11 protein-coding genes and 2 pseudogenes are annotated in these 15,530 nt (G+C 34.6%); 9 read left to right on the top strand and 4 right to left on the bottom strand.

Annotation, left to right across the window (positions count from 1 at the left end; all coding sequences use genetic code 11):
* The first annotated feature begins 5 nt into the window (after positions 1 to 5).
* Together BCER98_RS19980 and BCER98_RS19975 are read left to right on the top strand one after the other, a co-directional pair.
* Positions 6 to 557, top strand: a complete 552-nt coding sequence (locus tag BCER98_RS19980; protein WP_012096415.1) for a sigma-70 family RNA polymerase sigma factor — start codon at positions 6 to 8, stop codon at positions 555 to 557.
* Positions 547 to 1,152: a hypothetical protein gene (locus BCER98_RS19975; RefSeq protein ID WP_012096414.1), complete on the top strand. Its 606-nt coding sequence runs from the start codon at positions 547 to 549 to the stop codon at positions 1,150 to 1,152. The genes BCER98_RS19980 and BCER98_RS19975 overlap by 11 nt, the downstream gene beginning before the upstream one ends.
* Before the next feature lie 146 nt (positions 1,153 to 1,298).
* Here BCER98_RS19975 and BCER98_RS19970 read toward each other — a convergent pair whose 3' ends face one another.
* Positions 1,299 to 2,981, bottom strand: a complete 1,683-nt coding sequence (locus BCER98_RS19970; protein ID WP_012096413.1) for an amidohydrolase family protein — start codon at positions 2,979 to 2,981, stop codon at positions 1,299 to 1,301.
* Positions 2,978 to 4,585, bottom strand: a complete 1,608-nt coding sequence (locus tag BCER98_RS19965; protein WP_012096412.1) for an MFS transporter — start codon at positions 4,583 to 4,585, stop codon at positions 2,978 to 2,980. The genes BCER98_RS19970 and BCER98_RS19965 overlap by 4 nt, the downstream gene beginning before the upstream one ends.
* A 156-nt stretch (positions 4,586 to 4,741) precedes the next feature.
* On the opposite strand from BCER98_RS19965, the gene BCER98_RS19960 reads away from it, so the two are divergent.
* From BCER98_RS19960 to BCER98_RS19945, 4 genes and pseudogenes are all read left to right on the top strand, one after another.
* Positions 4,742 to 6,547 (top strand): BglG family transcription antiterminator, encoded by a 1,806-nt coding sequence (locus BCER98_RS19960; RefSeq protein ID WP_012096411.1) that lies wholly within the window; start codon positions 4,742 to 4,744, stop codon positions 6,545 to 6,547.
* A 287-nt stretch (positions 6,548 to 6,834) separates the two neighbouring features.
* Positions 6,835 to 7,854 (top strand): UDP-glucose 4-epimerase GalE, encoded by a 1,020-nt coding sequence (gene galE, locus BCER98_RS19955; protein WP_012096410.1) that lies wholly within the window; start codon positions 6,835 to 6,837, stop codon positions 7,852 to 7,854.
* Between the two features lie 261 nt (positions 7,855 to 8,115).
* Positions 8,116 to 8,331: pseudogene (locus BCER98_RS19950) on the top strand (NAD-dependent epimerase/dehydratase family protein); the annotation flags it as partial.
* Positions 8,332 to 8,484: 153 nt separating this feature from the next.
* Positions 8,485 to 9,141, top strand: a pseudogene (locus BCER98_RS19945) (epimerase); the annotation flags it as partial.
* Positions 9,142 to 9,233: 92 nt separating this feature from the next.
* Here BCER98_RS19945 and sodA read toward each other — a convergent pair.
* Positions 9,234 to 9,860: a superoxide dismutase [Mn] gene (gene sodA / locus BCER98_RS19940; protein ID WP_012096409.1), complete on the bottom strand. Its 627-nt coding sequence runs from the start codon at positions 9,858 to 9,860 to the stop codon at positions 9,234 to 9,236.
* A 225-nt stretch (positions 9,861 to 10,085) separates the two neighbouring features.
* Between sodA and BCER98_RS19935 the strand changes: the two genes are divergently transcribed.
* Entirely contained in the window at positions 10,086 to 11,165 is a 1,080-nt protein-coding gene (locus BCER98_RS19935) for a nitric oxide synthase oxygenase (protein WP_012096408.1), read from the top strand.
* Positions 11,166 to 11,313: 148 nt separating this feature from the next.
* Here BCER98_RS19935 and BCER98_RS19930 read toward each other — a convergent pair whose 3' ends face one another.
* Positions 11,314 to 12,591, bottom strand: a complete 1,278-nt coding sequence (locus BCER98_RS19930) for an MFS transporter (protein WP_012096407.1) — start codon at positions 12,589 to 12,591, stop codon at positions 11,314 to 11,316.
* A 340-nt stretch (positions 12,592 to 12,931) separates the two neighbouring features.
* Between BCER98_RS19930 and BCER98_RS19925 the strand changes: the two genes are divergently transcribed.
* Entirely contained in the window at positions 12,932 to 14,707 is a 1,776-nt protein-coding gene (locus BCER98_RS19925; RefSeq protein ID WP_012096406.1) for a sensor histidine kinase, read from the top strand.
* Entirely contained in the window at positions 14,682 to 15,422 is a 741-nt protein-coding gene (locus BCER98_RS19920) for a LytR/AlgR family response regulator transcription factor (RefSeq protein WP_012096405.1), read from the top strand. Before BCER98_RS19925 ends, BCER98_RS19920 begins: the two co-directional genes overlap by 26 nt.
* Positions 15,423 to 15,530 lie beyond the last annotated feature (108 nt).

Raw genomic sequence — 15,530 nt, 5'->3', positions numbered from 1 at the left:
AAGGTATGAATGATAAGGAATTAGTGGGCGAATTGAAAAATCAAAATATAGAAGCATTAGATCAAGTTATTCTTCAGTATAGCAGGCTTATATATGGCGTTATAGGAAGTATATTAGGAGAAAATCACGAAAGAGTTGAAATTGAGGAATGCTATAACGATGTTCTTTTCATTCTGTGGTATAAAATAGATCATTTTCAAATTGAAAAGGGACAATTTAAGAACTGGATTATTTCGATTGCGAAGTTTAAGGCGTTAGATTATAAAAGAAAGTTTAAGCGAAAATTGATAGAACAAACAATGGAACGTTGCATTTTACAAGATAAAGAAGATGTAGAACAAGTTTTGTTGAAAGAGGAAGAAAAAGAATTTGTTTTAGAGGTCATTCAACGACTTGATCAGGTGGACTATCACATTTTTTATCGAAGATATATTGCAGATGAGAGTATAAAGCAGATTTCTGAAGAACTACATATGAGTACGAGTGCCATTTATACAAGATTGTCTAGAGGAAGGGAAAAATTAAAAAAGGGAATGGAGGGATATTATGAGGTATGAAAATGGCCTAGATCAAGTTGTTTTGGAGCAGTGGGATGAACGACAAATAGCTCATTTTGAAGAAATAGGAGAGCGTTTGATTGGGAATTTGGAAGAGAAGAAAAAAGATATTAAAAAGCAAATTGCAAGGGAAAATTTACGAGAGATAGAAAGAAAAGCACATTATGAGCTAGAGGAGGATGAATATATCGAATTACAGTTTCAAGCGAGTGCGACAGGGGGCTACTACTTAGGATCTCTTTTATGCTCCGCGGACTATTTTGCTATGCCATTAGTACTTGTCGATGTAGGAAATCGATTTGTCGTTTTTGGGACAAAACATAAAGTTATGATTTACGAAGTGAAAGAAATGTATCAACTGCAAAGAGAATATATTATTGATTACAATAATATCTCTAAATATTATTACAAAACAAAAAAGGACCGTACGATATTATGCTTTAAGGCAAAAAAGGATAAATATAATCAACTAAGAGAGTGTTCAAATTGGCTCTTATATGGTTATCTACAAGGAAGAATTAACATGATGATAGACCGATCAGATCGAGATGTGATTGCGAAATTTTTTGATCGTTATTGTCAAATTGATTATTAGCATAGTGGTAGTTTAATAAGAAAGAAGAGATTGTCTCCAAAAGCTTGTGTTTAACGACCTTTTGGGACAATCTCTTATATATGATTTATGAACAATGGGAGGAGAAAGAATTACAGTAAATGTAGGAATTGTTATCATAAATATATTTAACTAAGTGAAATATAGGTTCCATTTATAACTAGATGTTTAACATTTTGTTTTAGGTTTTCGTAATCATTTTTTGGATCAAATAAGTCTTTTTCAAATACAACAAATGATGCTCGTTTACCCGGTTCAATGCTACCGAATAGATTTTCATTTCGATTTTGTTTAGCAGCTTCAATTGTAATAGCTCGAATACCTGTAATTAAATCAATATTTTGTGGACGATCATCTTTCACTTTTGTTTCAGTATCATCTTTTCTAGTTACCGCTTTATATACTCCATAAAGTGGTCTAGTTGGCATATTACAAGCATCACTGTGAATAGATAAATCAAAATGATCATCATCTGTTACATCTTTTAGACGTAAGAAGTTTTGAGTTAGAAAATGTTTTGGATATAATCCTGCTTTGTCCCACATTGGCCAAATATCCATATAAGCAGGAAGAGCTGAAATACTAATAGATAAGTTATTAGCTCGTACGAATTCAAAAAATTCGTCATTCGAAAAAGCAAAGTGTTGGATGGACATTTTATAATCATCTCTAGGAGCTTTAGTTAATAATTCTTTTAATTTTTTTGCTAACGTTAGTTGTGATAGATCACCTTGGGAGTGAATATAAAAGTCATATCCATTTTTCCAGAATGGTAGAAAATCTTCGACAAAAGTTTCAATATTATGACCTTTAAAATCGTAATTCCATTTCCCAACTTCTCCATTTGTTAAAGGTTCGGATAACATGATTTGATGATCAATTACAGCACCATCGAAGAAGAATTTTAAGGCTTTCATTATTTTAAAGTCATCTGTATCGTATTTTGACATCATGTTATCTATATATTCGAAAGTTTTTTGGTTATCGTTATCAAATTGATTATTAACATGTTGATAGTTTGTTAAAAAGGACATATGAATAGGGTAATCTTCATTACTGAAGCCTTGATAAAATTCAATTTCATTTTCTAAACCTGATGTGCCGCCACCCATATATTCTGCAGTAGCAATAATACCGTTCACTTTTGCGTTTTCTAAATATAAATTTTTCCCTTTTTCTAGATTGTCATTATTATAGAGAATTGGTGCTAAATAGCTGATATAAGGCATATAGGCTGTTTCGGTAAAGACGCCATTATAATTACCATCTTCAGTTAATCCACAACCAAATGTCTCTTTAGGAATTTTGTTAAATCCGAATTTTTCCATTGAACAAGTATTCATTACTGCACCATGACCTGTTCCATAGAGTAATACAACAGGTTTTTGATCTTCTAATTGATCAAGCTCTTTAGCAGTGATTGTACCGTGGCGCTGCTTATTATATCCGAAGAATAAAAAGGAATCTTTTTCTTTTTTAGCAACTTCTTTTTCTAATCGATTCATCATATCTTCAGGAGTGAGGCAAGCAGGCGCTACACCATATTTCCCAAAATCCCAATGTTTAAAATCAATTAAAGTACAATTTCCTAAAAAGTAGGAAGTAAGCATAGGATGTGAATGAGGTTCGACAAATCCTGGATATAAGTAATCATTTTCATAAGTCATTATTTTTTCAGCTTCAGGATATTTGTTAACAAGCTCTTCAAAATTACCAGTTTCAATGATTTTTCCGTTTTCTTCTACTACTCCTGTAGCAGTTGAAAAGTCATCGTCCATTAAATAAACTTTTTGTCCTTTGAAGATTTTCATTTTGTATCATCCTTTTCTGAATTATTTTTAATACCAGTAGTTCCTAATAGAAAGAGTACTGATATCAATCCCATAGTGTATAGAGCATATTTAGTAGATTGAATACGGCCCTGCGAGTTAACTTCTAATAATGTTTGTTTTTCTCGCTTAGTTAGAGGTACTGTATTAAATTGGTGAAGTAAATCGGCATCACTTTTGAAGGTGATTCTTTCATTTTGAATCTGTGATTTTACTTGTTCTGAAAGGTTAGATCCTTTTTGAATGGCAGAATCCCAACCAGCAGATAATGAAAACAACATGACCATTCCTAATATTGCTACACCGATTGCTTGACCAATATTACGTGAAGTTGTTTGAATCCCACCAGATTGCTCAGCATCTCGAGTATTAATTGCTGTAGCAACAATTGTTGAGCTTTGTGAACTGATAAGTCCCATTCCAATCCCTGCTATAATTAATCCGAAATACATAAGTTTACTAACGCCATTTGGTAATAAAGAGATACTCATAGGAATCACCCCTATACCAAGTAAAAGATACCCAAGGCGTAATAAATATTTAGGATGAACATGAGGGAAATATTTTGGTGTAAGTAAAGAGACTAAAAACATAGGTAATCCCATAAATCCCATAGCAAATCCTGTTTGTAAGGCGTTAAAGCCGTTAACAATCTGTAGATAAGGATTGACGATCATAATCATTCCACCTAGATAGAAGAAAACGATCGCAGAAGCATATAGGCCCTCCCGTACTTGGGCATTTGAAGTAAAGGAAGATGGAATTAATGCGCAACCATGTTTTTTCTCAACATATTTTTCTACTTTTAATAAAAAGCTCAGTATAATAAGTCCTAGTATAGCTAGTGGTAATGAAGGTGAGTATCCAAACACTGTGAATGGAGCGTTAATGGGTTGAACTAATCCCCAAACATTTATTTTTGAGATCCCAATTAAAAATAAAAAGAGACCACAAGCGGCAATCATGATACCTAGATAATCTAAACGTAATTTTGATGATGATTTTGGGATTTTAGGAATTATGCTAGAAGCAATTAAAACGATAGCGAAATAAGTTGCTAAAAAACCAAATGCTATTCGAAATCCAAAATTATCAATTAAGATTCCTGCTATAATTGGTCCGGCTGCAGAAGCAATCCCTGTTGCTGCACCGATTGCCCCAAACGCAAATGCACGTTCTGTTCTAGTTTTGTATATTCCCGGGATCATTCCTAATACAGAGGGAATCATCAAACTAGCACCTAACCCAACAATGAGCCTTCCCCCCCATGTGAATAACATTATATTGTGGGAAATTGCCAACATCACTTCTCCAACAAATATAAGAGCTGCTCCAATTCGAAAGTTTTTATTCCAACCGATGATAATTCCTAACATGCCACCAACAACCATAAATGCTCCTGCACAAAGCGAGTAAACCATATTGGCTAGTTGAATATCATTCATTGAAGCATTCAATGCTGAAATTAACGAATTTGTTGCAACACTTAGGACAGAATTATCGGCAGATGTTCCAATTTGTGCACACATTAAAACTAATAGCGGTGCCATCAAAAATGTTTCTTGTTTTTCCTGAGCCAGTTTCATAAAGCTAACGTCCCTTCCATGTTAATTACCTTCATTTTGCTTGCAAGCAAATTAGCTGTATTCTTTCTTACTAATATGGGTTTATTTTAGGATATAATCATCATATGAGAAATAATTCATTTTACCGTAGTTCCGGTAAAATAAGGAGAAGTCTGTATGAATACTAGGCAAAAAAAATTAGCAGAAATGTTATTGGATCATAAAGGGGATTATCAGGTCATTGATTACTACAAACAAAAATTAGCCTGTTCAGAAAAAACAATTCGGAATGATTTAAAAGTGATTCAAGAATTTATTTCGAATCATCATATCAAGGCGTCTCTTAGTAAGATACCCGGCAGAGGAGTTTGTCTATCCTTAATGGATGAAGAGGTAGAACATCTAGAATACTTATTGGATATTTATCGACTTCAAATTGACTCACGTTATGCTTTATTTTACGACACTTTTCATAAATTGTTATTTAGTCCTACTGCGATTTCTATTCCTGAGTTGGCAGAAATGGTGTTCTCAAATCCAAATACGATTAAGTATGAACTCAAGCATTGGGAAACCCTATTGGACAACTTTTCATTAAGTCTAAACAAAAGAAAGGGTTTAAGAATTACCGGTGATGAAAAAAAAATTCGCTTGTTCGCACTGTACTATTTTTTTGGTTTTTCAAATAATGCCTTTTCTTATGAATTTATGAGAGCTCCAAAAGAGCAAATAGATTATGTCCATCAGCACTTTATTTCTCAACTTTTAAACGAAATGAAAGTCACCTTCACTTCAAATGCTGTTTTGCATCTTGCTATGTATTTAAAAATAATGATTGGACGTTTGGAAATTCAATGTCCCATTACAACTCATTATCAAACAAAAGTTCAGGATCATGAAATGGAGTCTATCAATTTGGTTCAAAAGTTATTTTTACAACATTACAAGATGCCTTTACCGAAGGAGGAATGTATGTTTCTTTTAAATCTCATGCAGATTGGTACGAAGCAACTTACAATGGAGCAAATTCAGAATTTCCAACCTACCGCTATTGTGAAAGGCGCTATTGAGTCTTTTATTAAAGAGCTAAAAAAGATAATCGCTTGTTCTCTTGATTCGTTAACGATTAAAGCACTCCAAGTAGAATTTGATCGCGCTATCACTCGGTCGACGAATGGAATTCGCGTAATCAATACACTTTATAATGAAATCATACAAAAAGATCCCTTTTTATTTGGGATTATCAGTTTTATATTTAGATCAACGCCAACTTTAAAAGCACTGAATTTTAATCGAATGGATATAAGCCGTTTTGTCATGATCATCAAAAATAATATTGATCAATTTTTCCTTGAATATCCAAAGCTGAATGCGGCGCTTATATCTAATACGGGACTTGATCAATTGTTTTATGCAAAACAAACAATTGAAAAGTATCTTCCATTTGTAAAAATCAATCATTTTCTGTCTCCAAAACAGTTAGAAACGTTTGCGATACCAATTGATTTTGTCATCTCTTTTGAATATTTAAGTCACTCCATTTATCCAACTATTTATACGGATTATTTGCTTACCTATGAGAAATTGATGATTTTAAAACGAAAAATACAAGATATTACCTCCAATGACAATGATTTAAAAGAAACTGTTTATCCATCAGTCTTATTATCGAAAAATACTATTTATTATTTAGTGGATTTAAAAGCTTTTCTAACAAAATTTTTTAATGAACAGAATTATAAAATCGATGCATCACTTGTTCAAGATATGATTGATCAAGCTGCTTTTACAATTGAAGATACGCTGTATGTTATTTTATTTTCACTAGATATTGGTAAGAGAGAGAAAATCATTTTCCAGTTAAGAAGACAATTAATTGTTGGAATGAATCAAGTCGTAAATGTTATTGTTTTCGTTGCCGACTTAAATGAAGTGTATAAATTTTATGGTAGACCTGATATTCTTTTCACGAGAATCAATTAATTTTAACGGTTTATCATAATTAAGAATTCTCCTTAAGTGAATATAGAATATAAAAGAGTATTTGCCTTTTTAAGAAGAACATGTAAATTGAAATCAGTTTACTTCATTTGATTATTTCTCAATGCAAGTACTAAAAATAATACAAAACTATTCTATGAAATAGTCATGATACAATGGATATATGGTATAAAATGTAAGATGGTGACTTGGGGGGATAAACATTTGGGGGAGGATATGTGGTATAATTTTAAAAGTTTATAATGAATGAAATATGGAGGACTATACTTATGGCAATACTTGTAACGGGTGGAGCAGGATATATTGGTAGTCACACATGTGTAGAGTTGTTAAATAGCGGTTATGAAATTATCGTAGTAGATAATCTTTCTAATAGCTCAGAAGAAGCAATCAATCGTGTGAAGGAGATAACAGGTAGATCGTTTCCATTTTATAAAGAAGACGTTTTAAATCGTGAAGCACTTCATGCAATTTTTGAAGAAAATACGATTGAAGCGGTGATTCATTTTGCTGGCTTAAAAGCAGTGGGAGAATCGGTTGAAATTCCGCTTACGTATTATCATAATAATATTACAAGCACATTAGTGTTATGTGAAGTGATGGAAAAGCATAATGTGAAAAAGATGATCTTCAGCTCATCTGCAACAGTATACGGTATTCCAGAGACATCACCAATTACAGAAGACTTCCCGTTAAGTGCAACCAATCCATACGGTCAAACGAAATTAATGATTGAACAAATTTTACGCGATGTCGTTGTGGCAGATCCAGAATGGAGCGTAGTATTACTTCGATACTTCAACCCATTTGGTGCTCATGAAAGCGGGCGCATTGGAGAAGACCCAAATGGTATTCCGAACAACTTAATGCCGTATGTAACACAGGTAGCAGTTGGGAAATTAAAAGAATTAAGTGTATTCGGAAATGATTATCCAACAAAAGATGGCACAGGTGTACGTGATTACATTCATGTTGTGGACCTAGCAAATGGCCATGTGAAGGCTCTTGAAAAGGTGCTCAAGACAACAGGAATAGATGCCTATAACCTTGGAACAGGAACGGGTTATAGTGTATTAGAAATGGTGAAAGCTTTTGAGAAAGTTTCCGGAAGAAAGGTACCTTATAAAATTACAGAGCGCCGTCCTGGAGATGTGGCAATATGTTATGCAGATGCATCGAAAGCAAAAAGAGAACTAGGATGGGAAGCAAAACGTGGACTCGAGGAAATGTGTGCGGATTCTTGGAGATGGCAAGTTAATAATAAAAATGGGTATCGAGAAGAGGAATAAAAAACATACTAAGATTAGTAGCACAGACCATGACTATGGTCTGTGCTACTATTTTTTTATAGTAGAAGTGAGGAATAAATCGGAGGCAGCCTTTTTCGTTACATAAAATCAGACTTCCATCCATTTTCCTTGTTTCTTTAGTAAGTTTAAAAATAAGAGAATCTCACAGGAATTTCATACTTTTTGTGAGGAAATTTAGTAACATAAAAGAGGTTATTGATTTCGTTATTTTAAAATAGGGAATGGGAAGGAATGACGGATATGGTAAAGATATTAGTTTTAGGGGGAACACGTTTTTTTGGCAAACGGTTAGTTGAGAAACTGTTGCAAGAGAAACATGAGGTGACGATTGCAACGAGAGGGGTAACAGCAGATGAGTTTGGCAATCGCATAAAGAGGCTTATTGTAAATCGTGAAGATGAGGAAATGCTGCAAGAATTATTGGATGGAGAGTTTTATGATGTTGTGTACGATAATTTATCCCGCATTAACGGGCAGTAAGACTCCCACCTCAAGGTTCAAAGAGTAGCAAGGAAGACAGGTGGGAGATCAACTGCCCGTAAAAGCCCGATTGGTTCAACTAATAATCAGTGGGGGATGAAGAACCCCCCCACTGATTAAAGTTTCACTTTATGTTATAACCCTAATACAGCAAAAATAATATGCAATGTCCTGCAAAAGAAAGTAGGAAAATATATTATGACGTCTTCAATGGCTGTTTATGAGCCAGCATTATCTCTGAAGGAGGATGATTTTGATTCGTATCAATATCCAATTGTTTATGGAGATAGAAAGGATTTCTCTTATGAAGAAGGGAAGCGATTAGCAGAAGCTGTTCTATTTACATATGCGACATTTCCAGTTATAGCGGTTCGATTTCCGGTTGTAATCGGAGAAAATGATTATACAAAGAGGTTGCAGTTTTATGTAGATCATATTGTAAAACAAACCCCTTTTGGAGTGGAGGATATAGAGGGAAGAATGTCCTTTATACATGAGAAAGAAGCAGGAGATTTTCTAGCATGGCTTAGTACAATAGAGACGGAAGGGCCGATTAATGCATGTAGTAATGACACGATTTCTATGCGTGAAGTGATTGAATATATTGAGGAACATACAGGTATAAGAGCCTATATTGAAACAAAGAGAGATCCTATAGCCCCATATAACGAAATACTAAATTGTACGCTTGATAATACGAAAGCAAAAGAGTTAGGATTTCGATTTAATTGGGTAAAAACGAATATAAATGATGTACTGCAATATTATATTGAACAGCTAAGGTAATTTATACATAAATCCCCCGGTGGCAATCCAGGGGATTTTGGAGGATTTCGATGATACTAGTTTACATTACCAAATTTACCTTATACGCATGACTAACGTTTCTGTGATTGAATTGCTTGTAAATACTTTTCATTCACACGGTCCCAATTGACCGTATTCCACCAATTTGTAACGAATTCTGGACGACGATTTTGATACTTCAAATAATAAGCGTGCTCCCATACATCGATTACAAGTAGCGGAATTTTTCCTTCCTGTAGTGGTGTATCTTGATTTGGTGTACTCATAACAGAGAGTTGTTCCCCATCCAGTACAAGCCATCCATATCCACTTCCGAATCGACTAATGGCCGCTTTGGAAAGCTGATCTTTGAAGTTATCAAAGGTATTAAAGTAATAATCAATGACTTTTGCAACGTCTCCATTAGGTTCGCCTCCGCCTTTCGGACTCATGACCTCCCAAAAAAGGCTGTGGCAGTAATGCCCACCACCATTATTTCTGACTGCTGTCATAATATCGGGTGGTAGTTCATTTAAATGGCTCAGTAATTCTTCTAAAGGCTTGTTCTGCAATTCTTTATAATTTTCTAAAGCAGCATTTAAATTTTTAACATATGTTGCGTGATGCTTTCCATGATGAAGCGCCAAAGTGTCACCATCAATGTAGGGCTCTAATTCATCATAGTCATATGAAAGCTTAGGCAAATGAAATGAAGACATAAACCTCCCCCCCTTTTCTTCTGAAGTTGCCCATGGTAAAAAAAATTTACCTAACTCAAAAATACACTTGTTTTTTGAATAAGTCAACAATAAAACAAACAATTCTATTTATTTTCTGAAAAGGATTGTTTGTTAATAATGTAAAATAATTTGGTTTGTTCCTACGTTTCTTTTTGCTTATACTGTAAAATAGTAGCGTTTTGTTGAAACAAAAGGAGATTTTTTATGAATAAAATGAGGGTATTAATAGATGAGGCAAGAAAATTTATTACAACTTGCTATCAAGAACTCGGTAAAGAAAAACAAATAGAAGAACGTATGAATCAAGTTGTGTTGGAAATCGAGCAGACAGGTACATATGAACATACTTTTGAGGAACTAGTTCATGGGGCACGGATGGCCTGGCGAAATAGTAATCGATGTATTGGAAGACTGTTTTGGAATAAAATGCATATATTGGATGCTCGGGAGATCAATGATGAGGAAGGTGTATATCGTGCACTAATTCATCATATTCAATATGCGACAAATGGTGGGAAAATTAGGCCAACCATTACGATTTTTAAGCAGTATAGAGATGAACAGAATCATATTCGCATCTATAATCACCAATTAATTCGCTATGCAGGATATAAAACGGAAACAGGTGTGATTGGGGATCCGCATTCCTCTTCCTTTACATCTTTTTGCCAGAAACTAGGATGGAGTGGGGAAGGAACGAATTTTGATGTGTTACCACTTGTATTCTCAATTGATGGGCAAGAACCTGTATATAAGGAGATTCCGAAAGAAGAAGTAAAAGAAGTAAATATTGAACATCCAGAATACCCATTCTCCTCTCTTAGAGTGAAGTGGTATGGTGTACCGATGATTTCAGATATGCGTTTAGAAATTGGCGGAATTTCTTATACAGCAGCTCCTTTTAATGGATGGTATATGGGGACTGAGATTGGTGCTCGTAATTTAGCTGATGTGGATCGTTATCATTTACTGCCAGCTATTGCAGAAATAATGAATTTAGATACAACTAGAAATAGTACGTTATGGAAAGATAAGGCGTTGGTCGAGTTAAATATAGCTGTCTTATATTCATTTAAAAAACAGGGAGTAAGTATCGTTGATCACCATACAGCAGCGCAGCAATTTGCTCAATTTGAAAAACAAGAGGCGGCATGTGGTCGCGTTGTGACTGGAAATTGGGTATGGCTAATTCCGCCATTATCGCCAGCTACCACTCATATATATCATAAACCTTATCCAAACGACATTTTGACCCCTAATTTTTTTCATAATGTTAAGAAATAAAAATGAATCACGAATATCATTTTATCCAAAATGTAAAGAGCTCGTTCAAAACATAACTTTTGGACGAGCTCTTTTTGCATTTTTTAGTAGAAGCAAAGTTTTGTGTCGAATTGCTCATATAGGCTGCTTTATGGGACAAACCTTTTTATTAATCCAATTCTTTTCCTTTCGTTTCAGGAACGCATATAAACATGGTGAGAAGGCCTAGTGGATAAATGATAAAGACAAGGGATAGAGCACCAAATAAATTACCGCCTGTCGCCAATAATCCAATAATAACTGGTCCCAATCCAGCTAAGCCGCGTCCAGTACCGAAAATAAAGTTTTCAGCTGTGGAACGTGCTTCGGATGGATAGTTTTCAGCTAATATTGCTCCGAATCCTCCCATCATGCCGTTTGCAAAGAAACCAAGTAAGGCGCTTCCCCACAGTAATAATGTTGCGTCTGTAAAGAGGAAAAAGTAAATCAAACAATATATAGTACCGCCTATATAGTAAAGGGAAAATGTTTTACGGCGTCCAATTTTATCAGCCAAAATGCCAAATGTTGCGATTCCAATTAACATTCCAATTGTAGAAATGAACATCCAGCCGCTTGCTTTTGCCAATGTATAGTTATATTTATTTGCCAAAATTGTAGGCATCCATGTAAAAATACCATAGTATCCAAAGTTTTGGATGAAAGACATAATAATAAGTCCAATTGTTGTCATCGTTACTTTTTTACTAGAAAATAGCTTACGTAAAGGAAACTTCTTCATATGTTGGAGCTCTTCTGCTTCCATAGCTGTTAAAGTTCCTTGGCGCTCTTTTTGTAACAATTCTTTTTTATATAGTTGTTTTTGTTCCCAAATTTTCGGTTCACTTAAGCTTTTACGAACATATACGGCAAGTAAAGCTGGAATGAGACCAAATAAGAAAACAGCTCTCCAGCCGAAGTGTGGAACGATAAAGGCTGGAAGGAGTGAAGCAACGAGTACTCCAAACTGCCATCCAAGTGCAACAACGGAAGTTGCTTTTGCCCGCATTTCCTTAGACCATGTTTCTGTTACAATCGCCATTCCGATACCAAATTCTCCACCAACACCCATTCCTACTAGAAAACGAAGTGTTAATAATTGCCAATATTCTGTTGTGAAATAAATGAGTGCAGTTGCAAGTGAAAATAATAAAATAGTAAAAGCCATTGTTCGAATGCGACCCAATAAGTCAGCGATAAATCCAAATAAATAGGAACCAATTAGCATCCCAATAGTTGTTGCTAATGTAAGGTTTCCGCCTTCTACTGGTGTTAAGTGAAATTCTTTCAAAATGTAAACGAGTACGAAGGATAGAAGTAGCATATCTAATCCCTCTGCTGCATACCCTAATGCAGAGCCAAGCAATGTTTTATAACGTTTTGCTTTTGATTCATTTGTTATGTCCATTATTACTCCCCCTTACTTTTATACAGTCACTATGGAAGAATAATAAAAGGCCTTCTCACGTCAGTTGTGTGAGAAGGCCTAAAGAGCAGGCGTATCCATTGGAAAGAATGGGCCTGCTTTTTTTATATTCCGACTTCCTTCTCAACCTCACGGGGTTGTGTTAAAGGACTGCAATTAAATTACCTTATTATTAGCACTCTTCGATTCTATTGTCAAATATGAAAGATAGTTTTTAAGGATATTATTGTGAAAGATTATAAATGATAGATGATTTTCCTTGACGTTCACTTCATTATTTTTCGATAATAAAATGAACAAAATAAATAAAGGAGGACTAAAGATGTTAGATTTAGTACTCATGATGATTGAGCGCGTTGGATTAATTGTTATATTAGGTTTTTTACTTTCGCATATTCGAATTTTTCGACATCTCCTTCATAAACAAGATGGATATAAGGATAAGCTTATGCTAATTTGTATTTTTTCATTATTTACAATTGTAAGCAATTACACAGGAATTGAAATTGCAGGAAATACAATTATGAATGAAAATTGGTTACAAGGCGTTTCCTCGTCAAGTACGATTGCAAATACGCGTATTATGGGTGTCGGAATTAGCGGTTTACTAGGGGGACCCATTGTCGGAATTGGTGTTGGGTTTATTTCTGGTATTCATCGCTATATGCTAGGGGGGACGACAGCTTTTAGCTGTGCTATTTCATCTATTTTAGCAGGGATCATTACAGGATATATTGGCCGAATTTTTCAAAAGCATAATCGTACAGTTACACCTAAGTATTCAGCGTTTTTAAGTGTGGGTATTGTTTCGGTGGAAATGGTTATGATTTTATTTATTGTGAAAGATGGATGGAATATAGTGAAAACGATTGCGATGCCGATGATTTTTGTAAATGGTTTTGGTAGTTTTATTTTACTTTCCATGGTGCAAGCAATTTTGCGACAGGAAGAGAATGCAAAGGCATTACAAACGCATAAAGTGCTTCGAATTGCTGATAAAACATTACCTTACTTTCGTCAAGGGTTGACAGAAGAATCATGTAAACATGTGGCACAAATTATCCATCGTTTTACGGGAACGGATGCGGTATCCTTAACAGATACAAAAAAAATATTAGCGCATGTGGGATTAGCATCGGATCATCATATCCCTTCGCATAGTTTAATTACGGGATTATCAAAAAAAGTATTACATACAGGGAAAATAATGAAGGCGAAATCAAGAGAAGTCATTAACTGTCAGCATGAAGACTGTCCATTACAAGCGGCAATTGTTATTCCTTTAACATCGCACGGCAATACAATTGGGACATTAAAGTTATATTTTAAAAATCCAAATCAGTTAAGTCGTGTAGAAGAGGAACTAGCAGAAGGATTAGCAAAAATTTTCTCGACCCAGCTTGAATTAGGGGAAGCAGAGCTGCAAAGTAAATTGCTTCAAGATGCTGAAATCAAAGCGTTACAAGCACAAATTAACCCACATTTCTTATTTAATGCGATTAATACAGTTTCAGCACTTTGTCGTACAGATGTAGAAAAAGCAAGGAAGCTCTTACTACAGCTTAGCGTCTATTTTCGTTGTAACTTACAAGGAGCGCGGCAGCTGTTGATTCCACTAGAGCAAGAGCTGAATCATGTGAATGCGTATTTATCGTTAGAGCAAGCGAGATTTCCAAATAAATATGAGGTTAAAACCTATATAGACGAAGGATTAAAGACAATGTTAATTCCACCATTTGTGCTTCAATTGTTAGTTGAAAATGCTCTTAGACATGCATTTCCGAAGAAGCAACCGATTTGCCAAGTAGAAGTGTATGCGCACGTTGAAGATGATTTGATTCATTTTAAAGTGAAGGATAACGGTCAGGGGATTGAACAAGAGCGTTTAGAACAATTAGGAAAAGCTGTTGTAACATCCAAAAAAGGAACAGGTACAGCTTTATATAACATTAACGAACGGTTAATAGGGTTATTTGGGAAAGAAACGACACTTCATATTCAAAGTGAATTACAGAAAGGAACCGAAGTTTTCTTTGCAATTCCGATTCAATATGTAGAGGGGGAAGGAAGTAGTGGTAAAGGTATTAGTAGTAGATGATGAAATGTTAGCAAGAGATGAGCTGAAATATTTATTACAACGAACGAAAGAAGTAGATGAAATTGAAGAGGCAGATTGTATAGAAGATGCTTTAGAAATATTGATGGATGATAAACCAGATATTGTTTTTTTAGATATTCAGCTTTCAGATGATAACGGATTTGAAATTGCAAACATACTAAAAAAGATGAAAAGTCCGCCAGCTATTGTATTTGCGACAGCATATGATCAATATGCATTACAAGCATTTGAAGTCGATGCATTAGATTATATTTTAAAGCCATTTGATGAAGAACGCATCGCACAAACATTAAAAAAATATAAAAAGAGAAAGCAAAGTGAAATAGAAAAGAAGGTAGATATGAAAGTACCGGATGTAACTGCTGAGATGCATAAACTTGCACTTCCAATCGAAGAATCCATTGTTCTTGTAAGTATGGAAGATATTGTCTATGTAGGACTTGTAGATGGAAAAGTAACTGTAAAGACAATTCGAGAAACATATGTAACTCATGATACGCTTGTTATTTTGGAGAAAAAATTACCACAAACGATGTTTATGAGAGTTCATCGTAGTTTTATTGCAAATGTAAATCATATTTCAGAAGTACAACCTTGGTTTAACTCTACTTATAATTTAATTATGAAAGATGGATCGAAAGTACCAGTAAGTCGTACATATGCAAAGGAATTAAAAAAACTGCTTCGTATTTAAGAAGCAGTTTTTGTATTTCATCCTGTAATTTTTGTAACTGATTCTCCATATTCGACGTTCCGATTTGTAAACGCTTACCTAAGCGTTTACATCATATACAATAAAGGT

Source organism: Bacillus cytotoxicus NVH 391-98 (genome assembly GCF_000017425.1).
Taxonomy (GTDB): domain Bacteria; phylum Bacillota; class Bacilli; order Bacillales; family Bacillaceae_G; genus Bacillus_A; species Bacillus_A cytotoxicus.
The sequence above is the reverse complement of the archived record's forward strand: the minus strand, read 5'-3'. Positions and strand labels throughout refer to the sequence as shown.